Genomic DNA, 24,755 nt, shown 5'->3' with positions numbered 1-24,755 from the left:
GCGGGCTTACTTCTTCTTCGCGGGGGCCTTGGCGGCGGCCGCAGCGGCCGGGGCCTTCTGCTTGGTCGCCTGCACTTCCGCCGGGGGCGCGGCCACGGCATCCTCGACCACGGTGGGTGCCGCGATGGTCGCCACGACGAAGTCACGGCCGGTGATCACGGGCTTGGCGCCGAAGGCGTCCTTCACGGCGGACCAGCGCAGGCTCTCGCCGATCTTGGCCTCGGCCAGATCAACCTCGAAGCGCTCGGGCACCGTGTCCACATCGGCCATCACCTCGATCTCGCGGCGGACGACGTTGAGCACGCCGCCGGCCTTGATGCCCGGGCAGGTCTCTTCGTGCAGGAAGGTGACGGGCACCTTCACGCGGATGCGGGCGCCGGGCGCGAGACGCTGGAAATCGATGTGCAGCGGGCGGTCCGTCACCGGGTCGAACTGCACGTCGCGCATCAGCGCACGCTCGGTCGGGCCGTCCTTCACCGCCACCTCATAGAGGTGCGACTGCCAGCCGCCCTTGTGCATTTCCTTCATGATGTCGCGGGGATCGAAAGCGACCAGCGTCGCCTCCTGCTTCGCCCCATAGACAACACCGGGGACCAGCCCCTCTCGCCGGGTCGCGCGCGCCGCCCCCTTACCGGCACGCCCGCGCGCCGCGGCCTCGATCCTGATGGTTTGGACCATGCCACTTGCTCCTTAACGGGTGTGATTCCACGCGGCGCGATGGGCGCGCGCATGGAGGCGGCCTCCAGGGGTGCCACCGTGCGAGGGGGTTTAGGGGATGCGCGGCCCCGCGCCAACCCCTGAAACGCGCGGGGCTCTCATGCCGCAGCCCGCGCCCCCGGCACGCCGCGCACGCGCCCGCCGGGCAGCGCGCCTGCGATGCCGGCGGCCAGATCCGCCGCCTCCAGCAGCCTGCCCCAATGGATGCCGGTCTCCACACCCATGCGGTGGAACATCCAGACCGCATCCTCCATCGCGGTATTGCCCGTGGCACCCGGCGCATAGGGGCAGCCGCCGATGCCGCCCGAGCCCGCATCGAAGACCCGGCAGCCCGCCTCCCAGGCGGCGGCCATGTTGGCGAGGCCGAGGCCATAGGTGTCGTGCCCGTGATAGGCGAAGCGATCACCGAAATTTGCGATGGCCTGGCGCATCATCCGCCGCACCTGGTCGGGCGCCGCATTGCCCGTGGTGTCGCAGAGCGAGATCTCCATCTCCGGGTTCAGCGCGGCGACGCGCTCGACCCAGGAGAGGGCGTCGGCCTCATCCACCACGCCCTCGAAGGGGCAGTGGAAGGTGCAGGAGAGGTTGAAGCGGATCTTCTGGCCCTTCGGCGCATCGCGCACGATTCCAGCGAGGTCATCGAAGCTCGCCTGGCGCGAGCGGTTGAGATTGGCCTGGTTGTGCCCCTCGGTGAGCGACATGAAGAGGCCCAGGCGATCGGCCCCGGCCGCGATCGCCGTATCGAAGCCGCGGCGATTTGGCACCAGCACGGTGCATTCCAGCCCGTCCAATTGCTTCGCCGCCTGCAGCACCTCGCCCGTATCGGCCATTTGCGGGATGGCCTTCGGGCTGACGAAGCTGCCCACCTCCATGCGGCGGATGCCGGCCGCGTGCAGCGCGCGGACAAGGGCGATCTTCGTCTCGGTCGGCACGAATTGCTTGATGGGCTGCAGCCCGTCGCGCGGGCTCACCTCGGAGAGGGTGACGTTCATCGGGCTTCTCCCAGCAATTCATGGAACACGTGGTCATTGTCAGCACCGGCCGCACGGCCCGTCCAGCGCACCATCTCGGCCGGGGTGACGCCATCCAGGCGGAAGGGGGGGGCCGGGTGCAACACCTCGCCCAGCAGCGGGTCCTGCACCGGAAGCACGGTGCCGCGCGCGCGGAAATGCGGGTCATTCGCGCAATCGGCGATGTCGTAGAGGCGCGAGCAGGGAACCTCGGCCTTCTCCAGCAGCGCCTCGGCCTCGCGCGCGGGCAGCGTCCGCGTCCAGGCGGCGATGGCGGCGTCGAGCTCGGCCGCGTGCTCGCAGCGGCCGCCATTCGTCGCCATGCGCGGATCGGCCGAGAGGTCCTCACGCCCGATCAGCGTCATCAGCCGGCGGAAGATCAGGTCCGAGTTGCCGGCGACGCAGAGCCATTTGCCATCGGCACACGGGTAGGTGTTGGTGGGCGCGGCGGTCGGGATGGCCGCCCCCGCGGGTTGGCGGATGGCACCGGTCAGCCCGTATTCCGGCAGCATGCCCTCCATGAGCGAGAAGACGCTGCTGACGAGGTCGAGATCGAGGATGCGGCCCTTGCCATCGGGGCTGCGGTCGCGCCCCCAGCAGGCGGACACCAGGGCGAGGGCCGCATACATCCCCGCCAGATCATCGCTGATGGAAACGCCGCAGCGCGGCGGCGGGTATTCGCTCTGGCCCGGATTGGCGGTCAGGTGGCGCAGCCCGCCCATCGCCTCGCCGATCGCGCCGAAGGCGGGCTTGTCGCGATAGGGCCCGTCCTGCCCGTAGCCGCTGATGCGCGCGATGGTGAGGCGCGGATTCTCCGCCTGCAGCACGGCGGGGCCGAGGCCGATGCGCTCCAGATAGCCGGGGCGGAAATTCTCCACCATCGCATCGGCCCGCGCGCAGAGCGCCTTCACGCGGCGCTGACCCTCGGCGCTCTTCAGGTCGAGCGTGACGGAGAGCTTGTTGCGGCCATGCACGCTGAACCAGACGGAATGCCCGTCCTTCTTGGAGCCCCAGCCGCGGAAGGGGTCGCCATCGGGCGGCTCGACCTTGATCACCTCGGCGCCGAGATCGGCCAGCAGGCGGGTGCAGAAGGGGGCGGCGATGTAGTGCCCCAGCTCGACGATCTTCAGGCCTTGCAAGGGCAGCATGCGTGTTCCCCCGTGATTCGCTGGCGCGGGTTTAGCGCGGCGCGCGCCCGGCGAGAATTCGAGCGCAACGCTTTGTTCATGGCGCGGCCTTATGCCGGGTCTCGGGAGCGGTTCCCCTGACCCTCCCGTCTCTCCCGGATGCCGCCTGCCCCCCCGCAGGCGCGCGACCCAACTCGGGGGCGGGTGCTGCCGCATCCGCCCCCATCTTTGCCCCGCCTCCGGCTTGCGTCACTCTCGCCTGCATCACGCCGGAGGAATGCCCGCATGGATGACCGCACCAAAACCCTGGCTGAGGCCGCCGGCCTCGCCGCGACGGCCGCCCGCTTCCCGGCCGATGTGGAAGAAGCGCTGGCCACGCTCGCCAAGCACAAGGCCGCCCTGCCCCGCAGCAGCGACCCGGCGCTGGAGCCGACGCCCGCCTATCAGGGGCTGTCCCACGGGGGCCCGCGCGCATGACCGCGCCGCATCAGATGACGCTGGCCGAAGCCTCGGGCCTCATCGCCGCCGGCAAGCTCTCGCCGGTGGAACTGCTCGCCGACTGCGCAGCGCGCATCGCGGCGCTGGAGCCGCGCATCAACGCCTTCATCCGTCAGACCCTGCCCGAGGCCGAAGCCGCCGCGCGCGAGGCCGAGGCCGAGATCAGGCGCAACGGCCCCCGTTCCGCGCTGCATGGCATTCCGATCGGGATCAAGGACATCATCGACCTCGCCGGGCATCCGACGACCTGCCATTCGCGCCTTCGCCTCGACCACGTGGCGAGCGAGGATGCGGCGGTGGTTGGGCTGCTGCGCCAGGGCGGTGCCGTGTTTCCGGGCAAGCTGGCAACCCACGAGTTCGCGATCGGCGGCCCGGCCTTCGACCTGCCCTTCCCGCCCGCGCGCAACCCCTGGAACACGGCGCATCACCCGGGCGGCTCCTCCTCCGGCTCGGGCGCGGCGGTCGCCGCGCGCATGCTGCCGGCCGCACTCGGGACGGATACCGGGGGCAGCGTGCGGCACCCGGCGTCCCATTGCGGGATCGTCGGCCTGAAGGCGACCTATGGCCTCGTGCCACGGGAGGGCGTGTTCCCGCTGGCCTTCTCGCTCGACCATGTGGGGCCGTTGACGCGCACCGTGCGCGATGCCGCGCTGATGCTGAACGTGATGTCGGGCGGGCGCGAGGATTACACGCGCGATCTGGGCCTCGGCCTCAAGGGCCTGCGCATCGGGTTCGTGCGGCATTTCCATGAGACCGACATGCCGGCCGACCCGGAGATGGCGGCGGCGCTCGAAGAGGGTGCCCGCCTGCTCGCCGCCGAGGGCGCCATCGTCACCGATGTGACCCTGCCTCGCCTCTCCGAGTTCGCCGCCGTCAACCGCACCGTGCTCTACGCCGAAAGCTCCGCCGTGCATGAGGAATGGCTGACCACGCGCCCGGACGAATACGCGAATGTCACGCGCCGCCGCCTGTTGCCGGGCCTCTTCCTGCCCGCGGTGGACTACATGCACGCGGCACGGCGCCGCACGCAGCTCATCGCGGCGATCAACGCCGCCTTCGATGAGGTGGATGTGCTGCTGACGGCGAGCAGCATGGACCCCGCCTGCAAGATTGACGACACGGAAGCCGTGGAGCGCACCTATCCGCGCCAAGCGCGCACGCCCTTCAACGTCAGCGGGCATCCGGCCATCACCCTGATGTCGGGCCTCTCCGCCCGCGGTCTGCCGCTTTCGCTGCAATTCGTGACGCCGGCCTTCACCGAAGCGCTGCTGCTGCGCGTGGCGCATGGCTTCGAACGCGCGGCACCCTGGAAGGACCGCGCGCCGCCGCTGGATGGTTGAGGCGATCTTCCCGCCCGGCTGCGTCGTCGTCGTCGGGTTGAAGAGCGAGGCGGCACTGCTGCCGGCGGGGGTGCGCTGCATCGTCTCCGGCGGCGATCCGGCGCGGCTTGCGACGCTGTGGCCCGCGGATGCGGCCGCTGTTCTCTCCTTTGGCATCGCGGGCGGCCTGGCGCCCGATGTCGCCACCGGCGACGTGCTGGTGGCCTCCGCGCTCTGGGAAGCGGGCGTGGCGCGCGCCGTGGACGCCGCCTGGTCCGCCACGCTGCAGGCCCGCTGCAAGGCGCGCTCAGGCGTGCTCGCGGCGAGCGATGCGCTGCTGGACAGCGGCGCCGCCAAGGCCGCGCTGTACCGTGCCTCGGGCGCGCTGGCAGTGGATATGGAAAGCGGCGCCGCCTGGCGCTTCGCCGCGGCGCGCGGCCTGCCTTTCGCGGCTCTGCGGGCCGTGGCGGACGGGCCGCGAGATGTGCTGCCCGAAGCGGCCGCGGTCGGGCTCAACCCGGATGGCTCACCCGCGCCCGGCCGCGTGCTGCGCGCGCTGCTGCGCCGGCCGCAAGACCTCCCTGCCCTGCTGCGCCTGGCACGCGCCAGCGCCGCCGCCCATGCCGCGCTGCGCCGTGTTCTTGCCTCTGCGGCTCCCGCGCTCTAACTCCGCGCCAAACCGGAGGACCCACCATGCTTCGCCGCACGCTTCTCACCGCCGCCCCCGCCGCGCTCGCGCTGCCCGCCGCCGCCCAGGAATGGCCCGCGGCGCCCGTCCGCGCCGTCGTACCCTTCGCCGCCGGCAGCGCGACCGACATCGTGGCGCGTCTGTTTGCCGAGCGCATGCGCGAGGTGCTGGGCCAGCCCGTCGTCGTCGAGAATCGCGCCGGCGCCTCGGGGCTGATCGGTGCCGAATTCGTCGCGCGTTCGGCGCCGGATGGCCTGACGCTGCTCTTCGGCACCAACTCCACCAATGCCGCGGCGAACGCGCTGTTCCGCCGCGTGCCCTTCGATATGGAGCGCGACTTCGTCCCGGCGTCGCTGCTCGCTTCCGTTCCGCTGCTGGTGGCGGTGCCGGCCAACAGCCCGCACCGCACGCTGGCCGATCTGCTCACCGCGGCCCGCGCGCGGCCGGAGGCGATCTCCTTCGCCTCCGCATCCTCCTCGCAGCGCGTGGCCTCCGAGATGCTGGCCTCGATGGCCGGCGTGCGCATGCTGCACGTGCCCTACCGCGCTTCGCCGGCCGCCGTGCAGGATCTGATTTCGGGCCGCGTGGACGTCTTCATCGCCGACCAGGCGGTGATCCTGCCGCCCACCCAGGCGGGCCAGCTCCGCGTGCTGGGTGTGACGACGCGCACGCGCTCGCCGCAGCTGCCCGATGTGCCGACCGTGGCCGAGGCCGGCAACCTGCCGAACTACGAGCTCTTCGCCTGGTTCGTGCTGGTGGCGCCCACGGGCACACCGCCCGCCGTGCTGGCGCGCCTCAACGCCGCCGTGCGCCATGCGACGCAGAACCCCGAGCTGCGCCAGCGGCTGGAGCAGACGCTGGGCATGAGTGTCACGCCCTCCACGCAGGAGGAGGCGGTGGCCTTCATGCGCAGCGAGACGGTGAAGTGGACGAACGCGATCCGCGCCGCGGGGATCGAGCCCGAGTAAGGCGCGCACAGCGCCGGACGCGAAAAGGGCGAGCCGTGAGGCTCGCCCTTTTTCGTATCGGCATCGCAGGAAGAGTGGCGCACCCGGAAGGACTCGAACCTCCAACCCCCAGATTCGTAGTCTGGTGCTCTATCCATTGAGCTACGGGTGCTTGCCGTGGCCCGGGGAATAGCCTTCGCGGCCATGCCGCGCAACCCCCCGGGCGTCAGCTTTGTGACGATCCCGCCGCGCGTTGCGGCAAGGGCGCCATGCGTGCCGCGCGGATCAACCGGCGAGCTTGTTCAACTCCCGCACCACGCTCTCGCCCATCACGGAGCAGCTGATGCGCGCCATGCCGGGCTGCATGATGTCGGCCGTGCGCAGACCACCGGCCAGCACGCGCTCCACCGCCTGCTCCACCAGCTTCGCCTGCTCCTCCATGCCGAAGGACCAGCGCAGCAGCATGGCGAAGGAGAGGATCTGCGCCGACGGATTCGCGATGCCCTTGCCCGCGATATCCGGGGCCGAGCCGTGGATCGGCTCATAGAGCGCATGGCGGCGGCCATCGGGCTGCACGGCGCCCAGCGTGGCCGAAGGCAGCATGCCAAGCGAGCCGGTGAGAGCGGCCGCGAGATCGCTCAGCACGTCGCCGAAGAGGTTGGAGGCGAGGATCACGTCGAACTGCTTGGGGCGGGAGCAGAGCTGCATCGCCGCATTGTCGGCATACATGTGCTCGAGCTCGACATCCGGGAACTCGGCCTTGTGGACCTCGCTCACCACGGCGCGCCAGAGGCGGCCGGACTGCATGACATTCGCCTTCTCGGTGCTCGTCACCTTGTTGCGGCGCTTGCGCGCGAGGTCGAAGGCGACGCGCGCGGCGCGGGCGATCTCCTCCTCCGAATAGACCTCGGTGTCGATGCCGACGCGCTTGCCGTTGGCGTCGGTATGGATGCCGCGCGGCTCACCGAAATAGATGCCGCCCGTGCTCTCCCGCACGATCATGATGTCGAGGCCGCGCACCACATCGGGCTTCAGCGAGGAGGCGTCCACGAGCGGATCGAGCACGATGGCCGGGCGGAGGTTGGCAAACAGGCCAAGCTCCTTGCGCAGGCGCAGGATGCCAAGCTCAGGGCGCTGCTCGAAGGGCAGCTTGTCCCACTTGGGGCCGCCCACGCTGCCGAAGAGCACGGCATCGGCGTTGCGCGCGGCTTCCAGCGTGCGGTCCGGGCAGGGCACGCCCTCGGCATCGATGGCCGCACCACCCACCAGGCCCTCGCCGATCTCGAAGCGCACCATGCGGCGGCTTTCCATCCAGTCGATGACGCGGCGGACCTCGTGCATCACCTCGGGGCCGATGCCGTCACCCGGCAGGACGAGGAGCTTCTTGTTGGCGATCACAGGCGGTTCTCCGCGGCGTGCAGCCAGGGCTGGGCCTGGCGCTGCTTGTCTTCATAGCTGTCGATGGAAGTCGTGTGCTGCATCGTCTGGCCGATATCATCGAGGCCGTTCAGCAGGCAGTGGCGGCGGAACGGGTCGATGGAGAAGGAGATCTCCTCGCCATTCGGGCGCACGACGACATTGCGCTCCAGATCCACCGTGATGCGCGCATTGCCGCCGAGCTTGGCATCTTCCATCAGCTTCTCGCAGATCTCGCGCGGCAGGCGGATGGGCAGCAGGCCGTTCTTGAAGCTGTTGTTGTGGAAGATGTCGGCGAAGTCGGGCGCGATCACGCAGCGGATGCCGAAATCGAGCAGCGCCCAGGGCGCATGCTCACGCGAGGAGCCGCAGCCGAAATTCTCGAAGGCGATGAGGATCTCGGCCTTGCGATAGGGCTCCTGGTTCAGCACGAAATCCGGCTGCTCCGAGCCATCCGGATTGTAGCGGAAATTGGCGAAGAGGTTCTTGCCGAAGCCCGTGCGCGCGATGGACTTCAGGAAGCGCGCGGGGATGATCTGGTCGGTATCCACATTGGCCTTGGGAAGCGGGGCCGCGATGCCGGTCAGCGTGGTGAAGGCTTGCATGTCACAGGCTCCCCTTGGGCTGATAATCGCGCACATCGGCCAGGTGGCCGGCGATGGCGGCGGCCGCCGCCATGGCGGGCGAGAGCAGGTGCGTGCGCCCGCCCGGGCCCTGGCGCCCTTCGAAATTGCGGTTGCTGGTGCTGGCGCTGCGCTGGCCCGGCGTCAGCTTGTCCGGGTTCATGCCGAGGCACATCGAGCAGCCCGCCTCGCGCCATTCGAAGCCGGCCTCGGTGAGGATGCGATCCAGCCCCTCCTCCTCGGCCTGCGCCTTCACGAGGCCGGAGCCCGGCACCACCATGGCGCGCACGCCATCGGCCACCTTGCGGCCCTTGGCGATGGCGGCGGCGGCGCGGATATCCTCGATGCGGCTGTTGGTGCAGCTGCCGATGAAGGCGACGTCGATCTTGAGGTCCGTCAGCTTCTGCCCCGGCGTCAGGCCCATATATTCGACCATGCGGCGGAGCTGGGCGCGGCGCGCCTCGTCCTTGGCCTCTTCCGGGTTCGGCACCACGCCCGTGATGGGCAGCACATCCTCGGGGCTGGTGCCCCAGGTGACCTGCGGCGCGATCTCATGCGCGGCGAGCTTCACCACCGTGTCGTAATGGGCACCCGGGTCGCTCGGCAGCGTCTTCCAGTATTCCATGGCGCGCGCCAGCGCCTCGCCCTTCGGCGCCATGGGGCGGCCGCGGATATACTCGAAGGTGGTCTCGTCCGGCGCCACCATGCCGGCCCGCGCCCCGCCCTCGATGGACATGTTGCAGAGCGTCATGCGGCCCGCCATGTCGAGCGCGCGGATCGTATCGCCGCAATACTCGATGACATGGCCCGTGCCGCCCGCCGTGCCGATCTTGCCGATGATGGCCAGCGTGATGTCCTTGCCCGAGCAGCCGATGGCGAGGTTGCCCTCGACCAGCACCTGCATGTTCTTGGCCGGCTTCTGCAGCAGCGTCTGCGTGGCCAGCACATGCTCCACCTCGGAGGTGCCGATGCCGAAGGCGAGTGCCCCCATCGCGCCATGCGTCGAGGTGTGGCTATCGCCGCAGACGATGGTCATGCCCGGCAGCGAACGGCCCAGTTCCGGCCCGATGACGTGGACGATGCCCTGGCGCTTGTCGAGCAGCGGGATGAGCGGCATGCCGAATTCGGCCGCGTTCTTCTCCAGCGTCTCGACCTGCAGGCGGCTCTCGGGGTCCACGATGCCGGTGTAGCGCGAGGCGTCGGTCGCGATGTTGTGGTCGATCACGCCCAGCGTCAGATCCGGGCGGCGGATCTTGCGGCCGGCCATGCGCAGGCCCTCGAAGGCCTGCGGCGTCGTCACCTCATGGGTGAGGTGGAGGTCGATGTAGAGAAGGGCCGTTCCGTCCGGAAGCGTCTCGACCACATGGGCGGCCCAGATCTTGTCGAACAGCGTGCGCGGCTTTCCAGCGCTCATTGGCGGCTTCTCCCTCTTGGCAGTGATAGTCAGGCGGGGGGCCGGACAGCCCCCCGCAACCGGGCCTCAGGCCTCGGCGGCGTCCTTGCCGGCCTCGGCGGCTGGGGTGCGCAGGCCGAGCTTCTCGGCGATGCGCGCGGACTTGCCGGTGCGGCCACGCAGGTAATAGAGCTTCGCGCGGCGCACCTTGCCGCGGCGGACCACGGAGATCTCCGCGATGGAGGGGGAGTGCAGCGGGAAGACGCGCTCAACGCCCTCACCGTAGGAGAGCTTGCGCACCGTGAAGTTGCTGTGCAGGCCGCGGTTGGAACGCGCGATCACCACGCCCTCATAGGCCTGGACGCGCGTGCGCTCGCCTTCCACCACCTTCACCATCACGCGCACGGTGTCACCGGCGGCGAATTCGGGAACGGGGCGCGCGGCCGTCAGGCGGGCCTTCTGGTCGGCGTCGAACTGCTGCAAGAGGTTCATGGTCAAGTCCTTTCGAAGAAATTGCTTTAGGCCGGGGCTTGCGTGCCCGCAACCTGGATGCGGTTCCAGAGATCGGGCCGCCGCTCGCGCGTCGCGGCCTCGGATTGATGGCGCCGCCAGCGTGCCACCTCGGCATGGTGGCCCGAGAGCAGCACGGGCGGGACGGCGCGGCCCTGCCATTCGGCCGGCCGCGTGTAGTGCGGGTATTCGAGCAGCCCCGCGCTGTGGCTTTCCTCCACCGCGCTCTCGGCCGCGCCCATGACGCCCGGCAGCAGCCGCACGCAGGCATCGAGCAGCGCGAGAGCCGCGACCTCGCCCCCGGAGAGGACGTAGTCGCCGAGGCTCACCTCGCGCATGCCGCGCGCCTCGATCACGCGCTGGTCCAGCCCCTCGTAGCGGCCGCAGAACAGCACGATCCCGGGCCCGGCCGCGAAATCGCGCACCATCGCCTGGTCGAGCAGTCGGCCGCGCGGCGTGAGATAGACCAGCGGGCGCCGATCCCCGTCCGGCATGGCGGCCGCGATGGCCGTATCCGCCACGTCGGGGCGCATCACCATGCCGGCGCCGCCGCCGAAGGGCGTGTCATCCACCGTGCGGTGCCTGTCGGTCGCGAAGCTCCGGATATCCAGCGCCTCGCAGCGCCAGATGCCCTCGCGCAGCGCGCGGCCGGCCAGCGAGACGCCGAGCGGCCCCGGGAACATCTCCGGGAAGAGCGTCAGGATGGTGGCGTGCCAGCTCATGCCGCGCCCGCCTCCTGCTCGCCCGGTTGCGGTTCCACCAGCACTTCCTCGGGCGGCACCACGGTGATGCGGCGTGCCGCCACATCCACCACGGGCACCGCCGCGCGCGTGAAGGGCACCAGCCGCTCGGGCGGGCCTTCCAGCACGAGGAAGGCCCCCGCCCCGTGATCCTCGACCGAGCGCACCCGGCCGAGCGAAGCGCCCGCCTCGGTCACCGCCGCCATGCCCTCGAGGTCGGAGAGGTAGAACTCGTCCTCATCCTCGGGCGGTGGCAGCGCCGCGCGCGGCACGTAGAGCTTCGTCCCGGTCAGGCGCGCGGCCTGGTCGCGGTCGGAAACACCTTCGATGCGGGCGAGGTCGGGGGCCAGCATCTCCAGCACGAAGCGCTGCGTGCCCGTGGCGTCGCTGAGCGGGCCATAGGCCGTCAGATCCTCAGGCTCGGCGGTGAAGCTGCGGACGCGCACCAGGCCCCGCACACCGTGCGGCCTCCCGATTTCGCCCAGCAGGATCATCGCCTCAGCCATGGATCAGTTCAGCGCGCGGCGGCCGCGGCGCGTTCCTGCGCCTTCTTCTTCGGCGCGGACTGGATCGGCTGCGTCGGGATCGCCGGCATCGCGATCAGGCCGGCGCGGCCCAGGAACTTCGCCACGCGGTCCGTCGCCAGCGCGCCCTGGGAGAGCCACTCCTTGATGCGCTCCTCCTGCAGGCGGATGCGGTCCGCGTGCTCGGCCGGCAGCATGGGGTTGTAGCTGCCCACCTTCTCGATGAAGCGGCCATCGCGCGGCGAACGGCTGTCGGCCACCACGATGTGGTAATAGGGGCGCTTCTTCGCACCGGCGCGGGCAAGGCGGATCTTCAGGCCCATCGGGCTCTCTCCTTCAGTAAAGTCAAAAAGGTCTGCGGCCTTGGGGGAGGAGGCTGGCGAGGCCGCCGCGCATCATCCCCTTCTGGCCCATCTTGTTCATGCGCTTCATCATGTCGCGCATGTCCTCGAACTGCTTGAGCAGGCGGTTCACCTCCTGCACGGAGGCGCCGGAACCGGCCGCGATGCGCCGCTTGCGCGACGCCTTGATGATGTCGGGCTGGCGGCGCTCCTGCACCGTCATGCTGCCGATGATGGCGGCCTGCTTCTTCAGGATGCCGGTGTCCAGATTGGCGTCCTGCAGCTGCGCCTTGACCTTCGCCACACCGGGCAGCATGCCCATCAGCCCGGTCATGCCGCCCATCTTGCCGATCTGCTTGAGCTGCTGGGCATAGTCCTCCAGCGAGAACTGGCCCTTCTGCATGCGGGCGGCGAGCTTCTCGGCCTCCGCCTGGTCGATGCTCTCGGCCGCGCGCTCGACGAGGGAGACGATGTCCCCCATGCCGAGGATGCGGTTGGCGATGCGGTCCGGGTGGAAATCCTCGAGCGCGTCGAGCTTTTCGCCCGCGCCCAGCAGCTTGATCGGCGCGCCGGTGACGGCCCGCATGGAGAGCGCCGCGCCACCGCGCGCATCGCCATCCACACGCGTCATCACGATGCCGGAGATGCCCACGCGCTCATTGAAGATGCGCGCCGTGTTCACCGCGTCCTGGCCGGTCATGGCGTCCACGACCAGCAGCGTCTCATGCGGGTTCACCGCCTGCTTCACGGCCGCGACCTCGGCCATCAGCGCCTCGTCGATGGAGAGGCGGCCGGCGGTGTCGAGGATCACCACGTCATAGAGTTCGCGGCGGCCCAGATCCATGGCGCGCTCGGCGATCTGCAGCGGCGTCTGGCCCGCGATGATGGGCAGGCTCGTCACCTCGGCGCGCTCGGCGAGCTGGGCCAGCTGCAATTGCGCGGCGGGGCGGTGCACGTCGAGGCTCGCCAGCAGCACCTTCTTGCGCTCACGGCCCTTGAGGCGCAGCGCGATCTTGCCGGAGGTGGTCGTCTTGCCCGAGCCCTGCAGGCCGACCATCAGGATGGCGACGGGCGCGGCGGCGTCCAGGCTGATGCCGCGCGGGCCCGGCTCATTGCCGCCCAGCGCTTCCACCAGCGCGTCGTTCACGATCTTCACGACCTGCTGGCCGGGCTGGATCGAGCGGATGACCTCCTGCCCCACGGCGCGCTCGCGCACGCGGGCGGTGATGTCCTTCACCACGGAGAGCGCGACATCGGCCTCGAGCAGGGCGACGCGGACTTCGCGCAGCGCGTCGGAGACATCGGACTCGGACAGGGCGCCGCGGCCGCGCAGGCGGTCGAACACTCCCTGCAACCGGTTGCCCAAGGTCTCGAACACGAAAAAACCCTCTCCAACAGAAAACGCGCCGCTGCGCGAAACTCGCGGAGCGACGGGGATCCCACAGATCGCGGGACCCATGTCAGGGACGCCTGACGAGCGTGCGTTTAGGGGCTCAGCCCGGGGGCGTCAATCATTCAGGTGGCCGAAAGCCCCATCCCGCGCAGGATCGGCACCCAGAGGTCGTTCTCGGCCCGGAAGAAGGCGGCGGCCTCGGCCACGCTGCCGCCCATGACGGTGAGGTCGATGGCGGCGAAGCGGGCGCGGACCTCGGGCTCGCCCAGGATGGCCGTCAGCACGGCGTTCAGCCGCGCCAGAACCGGCTCCGGCGTCCCGCGTGGCGCGAGGATGGCCTGCCAGGGTTCCATATTGTTGACCTGCGGCAGCCCGGCCTCGCGGAAGGTCGGCACGCCCGGCAGGGCCGCGGCGCGGCTGCCGGAGAAGACCGCCAGCGCGCGCAACTGCCCCGCCTGGGCCTGGGCCGCGACGACCGAGGGCGTGTCGGAAAGGTAGGAGATCCGCCCGGCGATCAGGTCGGCCAGGCCCGCGGCACTGCCGCGATAGGGCACATGCGTCACCTGGAGCTGGTTCACATCGGCGAAGTGCTGCGCCGAGATATGGCCCGAGGTGCCATTGCCGGCCGAGCTGAAATTGTGCCGGCCCGGTTCGCGCCGCAGGCGCTCGACGAGCGCCGGCGCGTCGGTCACCTCGAGCTGGCGGGCGGCCACCAGCACGAGCGGCACCTTGGAGGTGATGATCACCGGCGCGAAATCGGCCACCGGATCGAAGGGCAGGTTGGGCTGCACGCCCTGCACCAGGATCTGCGCCGAAAGCCCGCCGAAGAGCAGGGTGTGGCCATCCGGCCGCGCCCGGGCCACGGCCTGGGAGGCGACGATGCCCCCGGCCCCCGGCCGGTTCTCGGCCACCACCGGCTGGCCCAGCAGCGGCGTCATCCGTTCGGAGAGAAGCCGCGCGATGGCGTCGCTCGATCCGCCCGGGGCGAAAGGGATGACCAAGGTGATGGGGCGCTCGGGGAAAGCCTGGGCCAGGGCCGGCGCGGCGAGCGTGGCGGGCAGCAGGGAGAGCAGGTGGCGGCGGCGCATGGGCAGGTCTCCTTCACCAGGGGGGCAGGTCGGGCAGGGCCAGGGCGTGGCGGATCGCGGCGCAGAGTTGCTGGAACTCCGCCTCGGCCACGGCGCTGTGGCGGCGTGCGCGGGGATAGCTGTGGATCATGCCGGGCGCCTCGCGGCACCAGAGGGGCACGCCGGCGGCCTTGAGGCGGGCGGCGAAGGCCAGGCCCTCGTCGCGCAGCGGGTCGCGCTCGGCGACGGAGAGGATGGTGGGCGGGAGGCCCGCGAGCTCCGGCGCGCGGAGCGGCAGGGCGTAGGGTTCGTCCGGCGGGGCGAAGGCCTCGATCGCCTCGTGCATCGCCGCGCGGGTCAGGATGGGGTCGCGCGCCGCGCGGTAGCTCGGCGTGCCGAGATCGCGGTCGAGGACGGGATAGATCAGGACCAGGCAGGCGGGCTGGGCGCCGCCACGGTCCCGCGCCATGAGCGCCGCGCCGGCCGCCAGGTTGCCGCCGGCGCTGTCACCCGCGAGGCCGATGCGCTGCGGGTCCAGGCCCAGTGCGGCGGCGCTGTCCAAGGCCCAGCGCAGGGCGGCATCAGCGTCCTGCGTCGGCGCGGGGTAAGGGTTCTCCGGCGCGCGGCGGTAATGCACGCTGAGGATCTGCGCCCCGGTGTTCATCGCAAGGCTCGCGGTGACGAAATCATGCGTCTCGGGGCTGCCGGCGATCCAGCTGCCGCCATGCAGGTAGACGAGGCCGGCGCGTGCCGGCCCTGGCGGCCGGTAGAGGCGCACCGGGATCTCGCGGCCCGGCAGGACGACATAATCGGTGCGGGTGTGCAGTCCGGGCGGGTGCGGCTCCTGCGTGGCCAGGGCGTAGAGCTCCGCCCGCTCCCGCCGCTGCGCCGGCGTGAGCCCGCCCAGGGGGCCAAGCCCGGCCGTCACCCGCCGCGTGTGGTCGAGATAGGCTTGCAGCCCCGGCTCAAGGGGGTCCGGCTCGGTCATTGCCCGACGCTAAGAATTCATCCGGACAATGTCCAGCGCGAGGGCCAGACATGAAAATGGCGGCTCGCGCCGCCATTTCACCGCAAGCCTGGAAGCCGGCGCTATTTCGGCGCCAGCACCATGATCATCTGGCGGTTTTCCAGGCGCGGCATCTGCTCGACCTTCACGATGTCGGTCAGCTCGGTGCGGATGCGCTCCAGCAGCTTCACGCCGAGTTCCTGGTGCGCCATCTCGCGGCCACGGAAGCGCAGCGTGACCTTCACCTTGTCACCCTCGCCGATGAAGCTCTTCGCCTGGCGCATCTTCACGTCATAGTCATGGTCATCAATGTTCGGGCGAACCTTGATTTCCTTGATCTCGACGACCTTCTGCTTCTTGCGGGCCTCGTTGGCCTTCTTCTGCTGCTCGTACTTGAACTTGCCGTAGTCGGTGATCTTGCAGACCGGCGGGACGGCGTTCGGGCTGATTTCCAGCAGATCGAGCCCCGCCTGGAACGCCTTGTAGAGGGCGTCGCGGATGCTCATCACGCCAAGCATTTCGCCATTCTCGTCAATCAGACGCACCTGCGGAACGCGGATCTCCTCGTTCACGCGCGGCCCCTCGCGGGAGGGGGGCGAAGGGGGCATGGGGCCTCGTGCTATGGTCGTCTCCTGTCTCAGTTATCAAACGGCGTCAGCGCGTCTTATGGGACCGTCCGCGTCAGGCCGCAACTGTCTGCAACGATTCTGCCCGCAGATCGGGAGGGGTTGCCTCCTTTGCAAGCAGGGCCACCGCCTCGGCCAGCGGCAGGGTCTCCTGCTCGCGGCCCGGCAGGCGCCGCAGCACCAGCATCCCCTCCTCCGCCTCGCGCCGGCCGACCACGGCGAGGACCGGCAGGTTGGTCTCGATGTGATCCACCACCTTGCGGTTGATCTTCTCGTTGCGGGTGTCAGCTTCGGCGCGCAGGCCCGCAGCGCGCATCTGGCGCGCCACCGACTCGGCATAGGCGGCGGCGTCATCCACGATGCTGGCGACCACGACCTGCTGCGGTGCGAGCCAGAGCGGGAGACGGCCGGCGGTGTGCTCGATCAGGATGCCGGTGAAGCGCTCCAGACTGCCGAAGAGCGCCCGGTGCAGCATGACCGGGACATGGCGCTGGCTGTCCTCGCCGATGTAGCTCGCGCCAAGCGCGCCCGGCATGTTGAAGTCCACCTGAAGGGTGCCGCATTGCCAGTCACGGCCCATCGCATCGCGCAGGACGAATTCGAGCTTCGGACCATAGAAGGCGCCCTCGCCCTTGTTCACCGAGTATTCGCGGATGCCGGCGGCCATGAGCGCCGCGTGCAGCGCCGCCTCGCTGCGATCCCAGATCTCATCCGTACCGACGCGCTTCTCAGGCCGGTCAGAGAGCTTGATGCGCACATCCTCGAAGCCGAAATCCTTGTAGATGGAGAGGCAGAGATCGATGATCTTCACGCACTCCTGCTGCATCTGCGCTTCCGTGCAGAAGACATGCGCGTCATCCTGGGTGAAGGCACGCACGCGCATCAGCCCCTGCAGGGCGCCCGAGGGCTCGAAGCGATGCACCTTGCCGAATTCGCCCAGCTTGAGGGGCAATTCGCGGTAGCTCCGCAACCCCTGCTTGAAGACCTGAATGCCTCCCGGGCAGTTCATCGGCTTCAGCGCGAAGACGCGATCCTCCTTGGCCTCAGTCAGGTACATGGCGTCGCGGAACTTGTCCCAATGGCCGGATTTCTCCCATAGGCCGCGGTCCATGATGTCCGGCGTGTTGATCTCCAGATAACCCGCGGCCTCCTGGCGGCGGCGCATGTAGTCGATCAGCGTGGAGAAGAGCTTCCAGCCTCGCGGGTGCCAGAACACCGCGCCCGGCGCGTCCGACTGAAAGTGGAACAGGTCCATGCGCTGGCCGAGGCCACGATGATCGCGCCGCTCGGCCTCCTCAAGCTGCAGCAGATGGGCGTCCAGTTCCTTCTGGTCCCGCCAGGCCGTGGCATAGATGCGGCTCAGCATCGCGTTGCGATGGTCGCCGCGCCAATAGGCCCCGGCCACCTTCATCAGCTTGAAGGCGCTCCCGATGGCACCCGTGCTCGGCATATGCGGGCCGCGGCACAGGTCGAGCCAGTCGCCCTGGCGATAGATCGAGATGGGCACATCCGCCGGCAGGTCGCGGATCAGCTCCGCCTTGTAGCGCTCGCCCTTCTTCTCGAAGAATTCGATGGCCTGCTCGCGCGGCCAGACCTCGCGCGTGAAGGCGGCGTTCCGCGCGATGATCTCGCGCATCTTCGCCTCGATGACCGGGAAGTCCTCGGGCGTGAAGGGCTCATTCGGGGAGAAATCGTAGTAGAAGCCGTTCTCGATGGCGGGGCCGATCGTCACCTGCGTGCCGGGAAAAAGCTCCTGCACGGCTTCCGCCAACACATGGGCGGCATCGTGGCGGATGAGTTCCAGCGCCTCGGGGTCCTTGCGGGTGATGAAGCGAAGGCTGGCATCCGCCGTGATCTCACGGCTGAGATCCATCATCTCGCCATTCACGACCATGGCGAGCGCCGCCTTGGCCAGGCCGGGGCCGATGGAGGCGGCCACCGTCGTGCCGGTCACCGCGCCGTCGAACTGGCGAAGGGAACCGTCAGGGAGGGTGATCGCGGGCATGGCTATCTCGTGCTGGTGAAACGGGTGGCGGACCATGGGCAGCGCGGCCGCGCCGGTCAAGCGCTTCCCTTTGCACGGCTGGGCCGCGCGCGCCAAGATGGGCCATGAGCGAGCTGCGCAGCGCGATCTTCCTGGACTTCGACAACCTGATCTCCGGCCTCAGGGACGGGGCTGGCCCGGAATACGCGCTGCGCTTCGCCGAGCGGCCCGATCTCTGGCTGACGCCACTCCTGGCCGACCAGCCTCGCCGCGCCCTGCTGCGCCGTTGCTACATGAACCCGGCCGGTGCCCTGGAGGATGGGGCGGGTTCGCGCCTGCGCTACGCCGAATTCCGCTGGGCCTTCCTGGCGGCGGGGTTCGAGGTGGTGGATTGCCCGCGGCTCACGCGCCTCAAGAACGCGGCCGACCTGCGCATCGCGCTGGATGCGATGGAGGCCATGCTCTCGCCCCTCGCACGCTTCGACGAGTTCATCCTGCTTTCCACCGATTCCGACTTCGTGCCCCTGCTGCAGCGCCTGCGCGCGGCCGACCGGCGGACACGGCTGGTGGCGCATCCCGAGGTGGGGCGGGTGGTGCGGGCGGCGGCGGATGAGGTGATCGGCCTCGATATGCTGGCGGGCTGGCTCGGCTGGCAGCCGGCGCGGGAGGCGGGGCCGGCCTTCGCCCCCAGCGCCGATGAGCTGCTGGCCGTGGTGCGCGACATCCTGCTGGAAGCCGATGTGCCGGTGCATGTGCCGCATCTGGGCCAGATGCTGCGCGACCGGACCGGGGCCACGCTGCGCGGCAGCGATTTCGCGGGCACCGGCTCGCTGGACGCGCTGCTGGCCGCTGCCGGGGGTTTCATCCGGCGCGAGGGGCCGGGCGGCGGGCATATCCTGCGCCCGGAATGGCTCGATCAGCCGCCCGCGAGCGACGAGACTTCCTGAAGCACCGCCGCCACCGGCAGTTCGGCCAGCGGCTGGTGGCGCAGCACGCGCACCGCCTGGCCGCGCGGGGCGCAGAGGGCGGGGTCGCTGTCATCGCCGAAGAGGGCGAGCGTCGGGCAGCCGGCGGCTGCGGCCATGTGCGTCGGGCCGCTGTCATTGCCGATGGTGAGCCCCGCGCGGCGGGCGACGGCGGCGAGTTGCCGCAGGTCGGTGCGGCCCGTCAGGTCCAGCGCTTCGGGCACAAGGGCCTGGATCTCCTGGGCCAGCGGCGCCTCGGCCGGGCCGCCGCCGATCACCACCGGCCGGCCGAGCCGGGCCGCCATCTCGGCGAAGCGCGCCACGGGCCAGCGCTTGGCCGGGCGCAGCGGCGAAGCGCCGGGGAGGATCAGCGCGAAGCCCTCGGGCAGGCCGAAGCCCGTGACATCGGCATCCAGCCAATCCAGCGCGGGCGCCGGGAATTCGGTGATCCCGGCGGCGCGCAGCTGGCCCCGCTGGCGCTCCACCGTGTGCAGGAAGTCCCGCCGGGGGTCGGCATCGGGGTGGGAGGCGCCGCGCGCGATGCCGGACCACTCCGCGGCCCCGCCCACGAACCAGCGATAGCGGGAGGAACGGGAGGAGGTCTGCAGGTCATAGACGCGGTCGAAGCCGGCCTGGCGCAGCCTGAGTGCCAGGCGCAGCACGGCGGGGAGATTGGTCCAGTCCGGGCGGCCCTCGCTCCAGATCTCGTCGAACCAGGGCGCGGCCTCGGCCAGCGCGCGGAAGGGCGGCGTGGTCAGCAGCGTGATCCGCGCGCCCGGATGATGCGCGCGGATGGCAGCGAAGGGGCCGAAGGCCTGCACGAAATCGCCCAGGGCCGCGAGCTTGATGACCAGGATGCGGGTCATGGCAGAAGCTCGCGATAGAGGCCGAGGGTCGCGGCCTGCATGGCCTCCATGGTGGGCACGCGGCTTCGTGCCGCTCCGCCCAGGGCGGCGCGCGCCTCCGGCGGCAGGGCCAGCGCCGCGTTGATCTGCGCGGCCAGTGCGGCGGCGTCGCCGGCCGGAGTGAGCCAGCCGGTCACGCCGTGCTCCACCGTCTCCCGCGGGCCGCCGAGATCGGCCGCGATGATCGGGCGGCCCATGGCCTGGGCCTCGATCACGGTGCGGCCGAAGGCCTCGGGCTCGATGCTGGCATGGACCACCACGTCGGCGGCCAGCAGCGCGGCGGGCATGTCGGCGATGTGGCCGGGGATGCGCAGGCGGTCCGCCACGCCGCGTTGCTCGGCCAGGGCGCGCAGGCTGGCCACATAAGCGTCGCGCCCCTGCGGGTCGCCCGCCAGGACGGCGATGGCGCCCGGGATTTCCGCCAGGGCCTCGATCAGCACGGCCTGGCCCTTCCAGCGCGTGAGGCGTGCCGGCAGCAGGATGACGGGCGCATCGGGCGGAATATCCCAGGCGGCGCGCAGGGCGGCGATGCGCTCGGGCGCGACCAGCGCCGGGTCGAAGCGGCGCGGGTCCACCCCACGCGGGATGACCAGGCTCGCCAGGCCATGCGTGACGCGGATGTGATCGGCGATGTGGCGGCTGATGGCGATGACGCGGTCGCCCCGCGCCATGATGGAATTGTAGAGGCGCTTGCCCGGGAAGCCCTCGCCATAGGTGCCGTGATAGGTGGTGACGAAGGGGATGCCGCAGCGCCGTGCCGCCAGCCAGGCCGACCAGGCCGGCGCGCGGGAGCGGGCATGCAGGATGGACACCCGCTCGGCCCGCACCAGATCCGCCAGCGCCGCCGCGTTGCGCCAGATGGCGAAGGGCGACTTGGTGGCGAGCGGCAGGGTGATGTGCCGCGCCCCCGTCGCCTCCAGCGCCGGCACCAGCCGCCCGCCGGCCGAGGCGACCAGCGCGCGCCAGCCCGCCGCCTGGATCGCCTCGGCGATCTCCAGCGTGCCGCGCTCCACGCCGCCCGCATCAAGGGCAGGCAGCACCTGGAGGATGGCGGGCGGAAGAGACATGGAGGCCCCTGCTATCCTTCCGCATGGACGGCGTCCACTCCGCGTGCGATTCCGGGGGGATGAACGAAGAACACGGCACCCTCGGACACCTGGCGTATCGGCGGCTTCCTGGGCTCGGGCCCGGCGTCGTCTTCCTCGGCGGCTTCAACAGCGACATGACGGGCAGCAAGGCGGAATACCTCGCTGGCTGGTGCGCCGCGCGGGGCCGGGCCTTCCTGCGCTTCGACTATAGCGGCCACGGCGCCTCGGGCGGGCGCTTCGAGGAGGGCTCCATCGGCCAATGGGCGGAGGATGCCGAGCGCGTGCTGCTGGAGCTGACCACGGGGCCGCAGATCCTCATCGGCTCCTCCATGGGCGGCTGGATCTCGCTGCTCCTGGCCCGCCGCCATCCAGAGCGGCTGGCCGGGCTGATCGGCATCGCTGCCGCGCCTGACTTCACGGAAGACCTGATGTGGGCACAGTTCCCGAGGGCGGTGCGCAAACAGATAGAGCGCGAGGGGCAATGGCTGCGCCCCTCGGAATACGGCGCCCCCTACCCCATCACGCGCCACCTCATCGAGGATGGGCGGCGGAATCTGGTGCTGCGCGAGCCTCTCGCCATCGCCGCCCCGGTGCGGCTGCTGCAGGGCCAGGCGGACCCGGACGTGCCCTGGGAGACGGCGATCCGCCTCGCGGCCCACATCACCGGCGAGGATGTGGAGGTGACGCTGGTGAAGGCGGGCGACCACCGCCTCTCCAAGCCGGCGGAACTTGCCCTACTCGGCCGGACGCTCGGCGCCCTCCTCGGCGAGAATGCTGGCTAGCCCCTCGCGATAACTGGGATAGGCCCATTCGATGCCCAGCGCCTGCCTCGTGCGGCGGCTGGAGACGAGGCGGCTTTCATCCCAGAAGCTGCGGCCCATCTCGCTCATCCGCGCATAGGCCTCGGCGAAGGGGGTGGGCGGCGGCGGCGTCACGCCCAGCAGGCGGCAGGCCTCCAGCGTGACATCGGCCTGGGTGCTGGGCGTGTCGTCCACCAGATGCAGCACGCGCACCCCCGGCCCGGGCGGGCGGGTTGCGGCGGCCAGCACGGCGCGGGCGATGTCGTCGCGATGGATGCGGCTGAAGCTGTGGCCAGGCTTCACCACGCAGCGCGCCGTGCCGGCGCGGACGTCATCCAGCGCCGAACGGCCCGGGCCATAGATGCCGCCGGTGCGGAACAGGTCCACCGCCACACGGGGCGCGAGTTCGCGCCATTGGTTCTCGGCATCCAGGCGGCGCTGGCTGCGCTCCTGCCCCGGCGCGGGCGGCGTGTCCTCCTCCACCCAACCGCCCTGGCGGTCGCCATAGACGCCGGTGGTGGAGATGTAGCCGACCCATCGCAGCGGCGCGGCGCGCAAGGCGGCCGCATGCATGGCCCAGACGGGATCCCCCGCCGGGCCGGGCGGCGCGGTGATGACGAGATGCGTGACGCCGTCGAGCAGCGCCGGATCATCGAAAGCGACGACGCCCGGCCCGCCGGCCTTGCGGGAGGTGATGCGGGCCGTCCAGCCCGCGCGGCGCGCAAGGTCCAGGATGGCCTCGCCCGTATAGCCCTTGCCGATGATGAGGAGATTGCGATCCATGGGGCGCATTCTGCCCCGCGGGTCACGCCTCGGCCAGCAGGCCAGCGACGTCGAGGCGGCGGGTGAACATGGTCATCTCGCCCGCCTCGTCGCGCGGCCATTCCTCGCGCGGGCGGTCGCGATAGAGCTCCACGCCATTGCCGTCGGGGTCGCGCAGGTAGAGGGCTTCGCTCACGCCATGGTCGGAAGCGCCGTCGAGCCGGAGGCCGGCTTCCAGCACGCGCTTCACGGCGGCGGCGAGCGAAGCGCGGTCCGGGTAGAGGATGGCCACGTGATAGAGGCCGGTGTGGTGCGGCGGCGGGGGCGAACCGCCCTCGCTCTCCCAGGTGTTGAGGGCGATGTGGTGGTGGTAGCCGCCAGCCGAGAGGAAGGCGGCGCCGGGGCGCTCCAGCATCACGGTCAGGCCCAGCACGTCGCGCCAGAAGGCGAGCGCGCGGGGGATGTCGGCCACCTTGAGGTGGACATGGCCGATGCGGGTGGCGGCGGGTGCGGTGTAGGGCGTCTGTTCCATGGGCGCATCCTGGCACCCCGGGCCGCCGCCGCGCCAATCACGATCCGCAATGAGCGCCATCAACGGCGCGAGGTGACCAGCCACAATCCGGCGAAGACCAGCGCCGCGGCCGGCAGCGCCAGCCAGCCCATGCGCTCGCCGAACAGGGCCGCGCCCCAGAGGACGCCCGCGATGGTGACGATGTATCCCGTCTGGCTCGTGATCACGCTGCCGGTGGCGGCGATCAGCCGGAAATAGAGCAAATAGGCGAAGGCGGTGAGCGAGGCCTGGAAGGGGATCAGCCACTCGACGCGCCAGCCGATCGCGCCGGGCAGATGCACCTGGCCCATGATCACGCCGAAGATCGCGATGAAGAAGGCGGCGGCGTAGAGCGCGCCGGTCGCAAGCACCAGCGCGTCGGTGCCGCGCGGGGCGAGGCGCGAGGCCACGATGTTGGAGATGGCGAAGCCGACGGGCGTGATGGCGGCCAGCAGGGCCCAGCCCAGCAGGCTCGGATCGGGCAGCGCTGCACCGGGCGCCATGGCGAGTGCGACGCCCGCGAAGCCCAGCAGCGTGCCCGCGATGCGGGCAGGCGTCAGCCGGTCCATCCCCAGCGCCGCCGCCCCCAGCACGGTCAGGATGGGCGAGAGCGGCACCAGCAGCGCGAAGAAGCCGGCCGGGATGTATTGCAGCGCCGTGTAGCCCGCGAAATTCGCCAGCGCGAAGCCGGAGAAACCCGAAGCCGCGTATTGGATGAGGTGCGGCCGATCGAGGGGGATGGCCAGCCGCCGCTTGGCGCAAAGCACGGAGAGGATCAACGCCGAGCCGAAGGCGCCCCAGAAGGCGAAGCCCAGCGGTGCGAAGCCGCCGGCCATGGCCGCCTTCACGATGGAGGGCGTCAGCCCCCAGACCACGCCGAGAATCAGCAGCGCGGGGATGTGGCGGGCGAGCGACATGCGGGGGAAAGGCGCGAAGCCGCCCATTCTGTCAACCAGGGGTAGCAGCCGTTGAACCACGGCGCGGAATGCCGACATGCTGCGCCATGCCGGAACTGCCCGAGTCCGAGATCATCCCGCTGCGGCGCGACCCGCTGCTGCCGCCCGAGCCCTGCCCGGTGCGCTGGCGCCGCTCGCCCCGCGCGCGGCGCGTTTCGCTTCGGATCGATCCGGCGCGCGGCGATGTGGTCGTGACGCTGCCGAGCCGCGCGGCCAAGCGCCATGGCGTGGCGCTGCTGACCGAGCATGCCGGCTGGATCATGCAGAAGCTGGGCAGCCTGGCCCCCGAGCGGCCCTTCGAGGCCGGCGGCAGCGTGCCGATCGGCGGCGTGGAGCACCCGATCCGCCATGAACCTGGCCGCCGCGGCGGCGCCTTCCTGGAGGAGGGCGCGCTGGTGGTGACGGGCGAGGCGCCCTTCATCGCGCGGCGCGTGCGCGACTTCCTGCGCGCCGAGGCGCTGCGCCGGATCATCGCCGCCGCGCGCCCGCATTGCGAGGCGCTGGCTGTCGCGCCCAGCGCCATCCGGCTGAAGGACACGAAGAGCCGTTGGGGGAGTTGCGCACCCAACCGCACCCTCGCCTTCTCCTGGCGCCTCGTGCTCGCGCCCGACTGGGTGCTGGACTACGTGGTGGCGCATGAGGTGGCGCATCTGCGCGAGATGAACCACTCGGACCGCTTCTGGGCGCTGGTGGAGAGCCGCTCGGCGCATCGGCACGCCGCGACCGAATGGCTCAGGCGGCACGGGCCCGCCCTGCAGAGGATGGGATGAATTGCACCAACGCCGTGCAGAAGCTTCCCG

Annotated in this window: 27 protein-coding genes and 1 tRNA gene; 7 read left to right on the top strand and 21 right to left on the bottom strand. The window is 70.7% G+C overall.

Annotated elements, in window-relative coordinates; all coding sequences use genetic code 11:
- Nucleotides 1–6: 6 nt before the first annotated feature.
- From KTR66_RS10770 to KTR66_RS10760, 3 genes are all read right to left on the bottom strand, one after another.
- Nucleotides 7–678 (bottom strand): 50S ribosomal protein L25/general stress protein Ctc, encoded by a 672-nt coding sequence (locus KTR66_RS10770; protein WP_213612603.1) that lies wholly within the window; start codon nt 676–678, stop codon nt 7–9.
- Between the two features lie 137 nt (nt 679–815).
- Nucleotides 816–1,709, bottom strand: coding sequence for a hydroxymethylglutaryl-CoA lyase (locus KTR66_RS10765; protein WP_213612602.1), 894 nt, complete (start codon nt 1,707–1,709; stop codon nt 816–818).
- Nucleotides 1,706–2,875: a CaiB/BaiF CoA-transferase family protein gene (locus tag KTR66_RS10760; RefSeq protein ID WP_213612601.1), complete on the bottom strand. Its 1,170-nt coding sequence runs from the start codon at nt 2,873–2,875 to the stop codon at nt 1,706–1,708. Before KTR66_RS10760 ends, KTR66_RS10765 begins: the two co-directional genes overlap by 4 nt.
- A 264-nt stretch (nt 2,876–3,139) precedes the next feature.
- On the opposite strand from KTR66_RS10760, the gene KTR66_RS10755 reads away from it, so the two are divergent.
- Genes KTR66_RS10755 through KTR66_RS10740 form a run of 4 tightly spaced genes read left to right on the top strand, consistent with a single transcriptional unit; the run spans nt 3,140 to nt 6,327 of the window.
- Nucleotides 3,140–3,331 (top strand): hypothetical protein, encoded by a 192-nt coding sequence (locus tag KTR66_RS10755; protein ID WP_213612600.1) that lies wholly within the window; start codon nt 3,140–3,142, stop codon nt 3,329–3,331.
- Nucleotides 3,328–4,692: an amidase gene (locus KTR66_RS10750; RefSeq protein WP_213612599.1), complete on the top strand. Its 1,365-nt coding sequence runs from the start codon at nt 3,328–3,330 to the stop codon at nt 4,690–4,692. Before KTR66_RS10755 ends, KTR66_RS10750 begins: the two co-directional genes overlap by 4 nt.
- The gene (locus tag KTR66_RS10745; RefSeq protein ID WP_213612598.1) at nt 4,685–5,338 is read left to right on the top strand and encodes a nucleoside phosphorylase; all 654 of its coding nucleotides are present in this window, start codon (nt 4,685–4,687) and stop codon (nt 5,336–5,338) included. The genes KTR66_RS10750 and KTR66_RS10745 overlap by 8 nt, the downstream gene beginning before the upstream one ends.
- Before the next feature lie 26 nt (nt 5,339–5,364).
- Nucleotides 5,365–6,327: a tripartite tricarboxylate transporter substrate binding protein gene (locus tag KTR66_RS10740; RefSeq protein ID WP_213612597.1), complete on the top strand. Its 963-nt coding sequence runs from the start codon at nt 5,365–5,367 to the stop codon at nt 6,325–6,327.
- Between the two features lie 75 nt (nt 6,328–6,402).
- Here the strand turns inward: KTR66_RS10740 and KTR66_RS10735 are convergent.
- The 13 genes from KTR66_RS10735 to thrS form a co-directional block, all read right to left on the bottom strand.
- Nucleotides 6,403–6,478 (bottom strand) — tRNA-Arg (locus KTR66_RS10735).
- Nucleotides 6,479–6,591: 113 nt separating this feature from the next.
- Complete coding sequence (gene leuB, locus KTR66_RS10730) at nt 6,592–7,704, bottom strand: 3-isopropylmalate dehydrogenase (protein WP_213612596.1); 1,113 nt, start codon at nt 7,702–7,704, stop codon at nt 6,592–6,594.
- Nucleotides 7,701–8,327 carry a 3-isopropylmalate dehydratase small subunit gene (gene leuD, locus KTR66_RS10725; protein WP_213612595.1) on the bottom strand — a complete coding sequence of 209 codons (627 nt, stop codon included), beginning with the start codon at nt 8,325–8,327 and terminating at the stop codon, nt 7,701–7,703. The genes leuB and leuD overlap by 4 nt, the downstream gene beginning before the upstream one ends.
- 1 nt (nt 8,328) lies before the next feature.
- Nucleotides 8,329–9,759 carry a 3-isopropylmalate dehydratase large subunit gene (gene leuC / locus KTR66_RS10720; protein WP_213612594.1) on the bottom strand — a complete coding sequence of 477 codons (1,431 nt, stop codon included), beginning with the start codon at nt 9,757–9,759 and terminating at the stop codon, nt 8,329–8,331.
- 66 nt (nt 9,760–9,825) lie between these two features.
- Entirely contained in the window at nt 9,826–10,230 is a 405-nt protein-coding gene (rplS, locus tag KTR66_RS10715; RefSeq protein ID WP_213612593.1) for a 50S ribosomal protein L19, read from the bottom strand.
- Nucleotides 10,231–10,256: 26 nt separating this feature from the next.
- Nucleotides 10,257–10,970 (bottom strand): tRNA (guanosine(37)-N1)-methyltransferase TrmD, encoded by a 714-nt coding sequence (trmD, locus tag KTR66_RS10710; protein ID WP_213612592.1) that lies wholly within the window; start codon nt 10,968–10,970, stop codon nt 10,257–10,259.
- Nucleotides 10,967–11,494, bottom strand: a complete 528-nt coding sequence (rimM, locus tag KTR66_RS10705) for a ribosome maturation factor RimM (protein ID WP_213612591.1) — start codon at nt 11,492–11,494, stop codon at nt 10,967–10,969. The genes trmD and rimM overlap by 4 nt, the downstream gene beginning before the upstream one ends.
- 8 nt (nt 11,495–11,502) lie before the next feature.
- The gene (rpsP, locus tag KTR66_RS10700) at nt 11,503–11,835 is read right to left on the bottom strand and encodes a 30S ribosomal protein S16 (protein WP_213612590.1); all 333 of its coding nucleotides are present in this window, start codon (nt 11,833–11,835) and stop codon (nt 11,503–11,505) included.
- A gap of 22 nt (nt 11,836–11,857) precedes the next feature.
- Nucleotides 11,858–13,231 carry a signal recognition particle protein gene (gene ffh / locus KTR66_RS10695; protein WP_213612589.1) on the bottom strand — a complete coding sequence of 458 codons (1,374 nt, stop codon included), beginning with the start codon at nt 13,229–13,231 and terminating at the stop codon, nt 11,858–11,860.
- A 137-nt stretch (nt 13,232–13,368) separates the two neighbouring features.
- On the bottom strand, nt 13,369–14,334 hold the full coding sequence (locus KTR66_RS10690) for a tripartite tricarboxylate transporter substrate binding protein (RefSeq protein WP_213612588.1): 966 nt from the start codon (nt 14,332–14,334) through the stop codon (nt 13,369–13,371).
- Nucleotides 14,335–14,347: 13 nt separating this feature from the next.
- On the bottom strand, nt 14,348–15,301 hold the full coding sequence (locus tag KTR66_RS10685) for an alpha/beta hydrolase (RefSeq protein ID WP_213612587.1): 954 nt from the start codon (nt 15,299–15,301) through the stop codon (nt 14,348–14,350).
- A 101-nt stretch (nt 15,302–15,402) separates the two neighbouring features.
- Nucleotides 15,403–15,927 (bottom strand): translation initiation factor IF-3, encoded by a 525-nt coding sequence (gene infC, locus KTR66_RS10680; protein WP_213612586.1) that lies wholly within the window; start codon nt 15,925–15,927, stop codon nt 15,403–15,405.
- Nucleotides 15,928–16,000: 73 nt separating this feature from the next.
- Nucleotides 16,001–17,950, bottom strand: coding sequence for a threonine--tRNA ligase (gene thrS, locus KTR66_RS10675; RefSeq protein ID WP_213612585.1), 1,950 nt, complete (start codon nt 17,948–17,950; stop codon nt 16,001–16,003).
- Nucleotides 17,951–18,054: 104 nt separating this feature from the next.
- On the opposite strand from thrS, the gene KTR66_RS10670 reads away from it, so the two are divergent.
- Nucleotides 18,055–18,876 (top strand): NYN domain-containing protein, encoded by an 822-nt coding sequence (locus KTR66_RS10670; RefSeq protein WP_213612584.1) that lies wholly within the window; start codon nt 18,055–18,057, stop codon nt 18,874–18,876.
- On the opposite strand, the gene KTR66_RS10665 is transcribed toward KTR66_RS10670, so the two are convergent.
- Together KTR66_RS10665 and KTR66_RS10660 are read right to left on the bottom strand one after the other, a co-directional pair.
- Nucleotides 18,846–19,760, bottom strand: coding sequence for a glycosyltransferase family 9 protein (locus tag KTR66_RS10665; RefSeq protein WP_213612583.1), 915 nt, complete (start codon nt 19,758–19,760; stop codon nt 18,846–18,848). The two genes, KTR66_RS10670 and KTR66_RS10665, sit on opposite strands and share 31 nt — an antisense overlap.
- Nucleotides 19,757–20,866, bottom strand: a complete 1,110-nt coding sequence (locus KTR66_RS10660) for a glycosyltransferase family 4 protein (protein WP_213612582.1) — start codon at nt 20,864–20,866, stop codon at nt 19,757–19,759. Before KTR66_RS10660 ends, KTR66_RS10665 begins: the two co-directional genes overlap by 4 nt.
- A 59-nt stretch (nt 20,867–20,925) precedes the next feature.
- On the opposite strand from KTR66_RS10660, the gene KTR66_RS10655 reads away from it, so the two are divergent.
- A complete protein-coding gene (locus tag KTR66_RS10655) occupies nt 20,926–21,669 on the top strand; it encodes a carboxylesterase (RefSeq protein WP_213612581.1) in 744 nt (247 codons plus the stop codon).
- Here KTR66_RS10655 and KTR66_RS10650 read toward each other — a convergent pair.
- The 3 genes from KTR66_RS10650 to KTR66_RS10640 are packed head-to-tail and all read right to left on the bottom strand — an operon-like array spanning nt 21,622 to nt 23,943.
- Nucleotides 21,622–22,470 carry an SDR family NAD(P)-dependent oxidoreductase gene (locus KTR66_RS10650; RefSeq protein WP_213612580.1) on the bottom strand — a complete coding sequence of 283 codons (849 nt, stop codon included), beginning with the start codon at nt 22,468–22,470 and terminating at the stop codon, nt 21,622–21,624. The genes KTR66_RS10655 and KTR66_RS10650 overlap by 48 nt on opposite strands.
- A 22-nt stretch (nt 22,471–22,492) precedes the next feature.
- Nucleotides 22,493–22,981 (bottom strand): VOC family protein, encoded by a 489-nt coding sequence (locus KTR66_RS10645; protein ID WP_213612579.1) that lies wholly within the window; start codon nt 22,979–22,981, stop codon nt 22,493–22,495.
- 59 nt (nt 22,982–23,040) lie between these two features.
- On the bottom strand, nt 23,041–23,943 hold the full coding sequence (locus KTR66_RS10640; protein WP_213612578.1) for a DMT family transporter: 903 nt from the start codon (nt 23,941–23,943) through the stop codon (nt 23,041–23,043).
- Nucleotides 23,944–24,002: 59 nt separating this feature from the next.
- Between KTR66_RS10640 and KTR66_RS10635 the strand changes: the two genes are divergently transcribed.
- Complete coding sequence (locus tag KTR66_RS10635; RefSeq protein WP_213612577.1) at nt 24,003–24,725, top strand: M48 family metallopeptidase; 723 nt, start codon at nt 24,003–24,005, stop codon at nt 24,723–24,725.
- The last annotated feature ends 30 nt before the right edge of the window (nt 24,726–24,755 follow it).

Source organism: Roseococcus sp. SDR, assembly GCF_019083995.1.
In the GTDB taxonomy this organism is placed as follows: Bacteria; Pseudomonadota; Alphaproteobacteria; order Acetobacterales; family Acetobacteraceae; genus Roseococcus.
The sequence above is the reverse complement of the archived record's forward strand: the minus strand, read 5'-3'. Positions and strand labels throughout refer to the sequence as shown.

Coding starts and splice junctions, on each gene's coding strand:
- KTR66_RS10670 (WP_213612584.1), top strand. CDS start 18,055: ATGAGCGAGCTGCGCAGCGCGATCTTCCTGGACTTCGACAACCTGATC.
- KTR66_RS10640 (WP_213612578.1), bottom strand. CDS start 23,943: ATGGGCGGCTTCGCGCCTTTCCCCCGCATGTCGCTCGCCCGCCACATC.
- KTR66_RS10755 (WP_213612600.1), top strand. CDS start 3,140: ATGGATGACCGCACCAAAACCCTGGCTGAGGCCGCCGGCCTCGCCGCG.
- trmD (WP_213612592.1), bottom strand. CDS start 10,970: ATGAGCTGGCACGCCACCATCCTGACGCTCTTCCCGGAGATGTTCCCG.
- KTR66_RS10750 (WP_213612599.1), top strand. CDS start 3,328: ATGACCGCGCCGCATCAGATGACGCTGGCCGAAGCCTCGGGCCTCATC.
- KTR66_RS10665 (WP_213612583.1), bottom strand. CDS start 19,760: ATGACCCGCATCCTGGTCATCAAGCTCGCGGCCCTGGGCGATTTCGTG.
- KTR66_RS10655 (WP_213612581.1), top strand. CDS start 20,926: ATGAACGAAGAACACGGCACCCTCGGACACCTGGCGTATCGGCGGCTT.
- thrS (WP_213612585.1), bottom strand. CDS start 17,950: ATGCCCGCGATCACCCTCCCTGACGGTTCCCTTCGCCAGTTCGACGGC.
- rimM (WP_213612591.1), bottom strand. CDS start 11,494: ATGGCTGAGGCGATGATCCTGCTGGGCGAAATCGGGAGGCCGCACGGT.
- rplS (WP_213612593.1), bottom strand. CDS start 10,230: ATGAACCTCTTGCAGCAGTTCGACGCCGACCAGAAGGCCCGCCTGACG.
- KTR66_RS10635 (WP_213612577.1), top strand. CDS start 24,003: ATGCCGGAACTGCCCGAGTCCGAGATCATCCCGCTGCGGCGCGACCCG.
- KTR66_RS10745 (WP_213612598.1), top strand. CDS start 4,685: ATGGTTGAGGCGATCTTCCCGCCCGGCTGCGTCGTCGTCGTCGGGTTG.
- KTR66_RS10645 (WP_213612579.1), bottom strand. CDS start 22,981: ATGGAACAGACGCCCTACACCGCACCCGCCGCCACCCGCATCGGCCAT.
- KTR66_RS10760 (WP_213612601.1), bottom strand. CDS start 2,875: ATGCTGCCCTTGCAAGGCCTGAAGATCGTCGAGCTGGGGCACTACATC.
- KTR66_RS10650 (WP_213612580.1), bottom strand. CDS start 22,470: ATGGATCGCAATCTCCTCATCATCGGCAAGGGCTATACGGGCGAGGCC.
- KTR66_RS10690 (WP_213612588.1), bottom strand. CDS start 14,334: ATGCGCCGCCGCCACCTGCTCTCCCTGCTGCCCGCCACGCTCGCCGCG.
- leuC (WP_213612594.1), bottom strand. CDS start 9,759: ATGAGCGCTGGAAAGCCGCGCACGCTGTTCGACAAGATCTGGGCCGCC.
- KTR66_RS10770 (WP_213612603.1), bottom strand. CDS start 678: ATGGTCCAAACCATCAGGATCGAGGCCGCGGCGCGCGGGCGTGCCGGT.
- rpsP (WP_213612590.1), bottom strand. CDS start 11,835: ATGGGCCTGAAGATCCGCCTTGCCCGCGCCGGTGCGAAGAAGCGCCCC.
- KTR66_RS10765 (WP_213612602.1), bottom strand. CDS start 1,709: ATGAACGTCACCCTCTCCGAGGTGAGCCCGCGCGACGGGCTGCAGCCC.
- leuD (WP_213612595.1), bottom strand. CDS start 8,327: ATGCAAGCCTTCACCACGCTGACCGGCATCGCGGCCCCGCTTCCCAAG.
- KTR66_RS10685 (WP_213612587.1), bottom strand. CDS start 15,301: ATGACCGAGCCGGACCCCCTTGAGCCGGGGCTGCAAGCCTATCTCGAC.
- infC (WP_213612586.1), bottom strand. CDS start 15,927: ATGCCCCCTTCGCCCCCCTCCCGCGAGGGGCCGCGCGTGAACGAGGAG.
- KTR66_RS10660 (WP_213612582.1), bottom strand. CDS start 20,866: ATGTCTCTTCCGCCCGCCATCCTCCAGGTGCTGCCTGCCCTTGATGCG.
- KTR66_RS10740 (WP_213612597.1), top strand. CDS start 5,365: ATGCTTCGCCGCACGCTTCTCACCGCCGCCCCCGCCGCGCTCGCGCTG.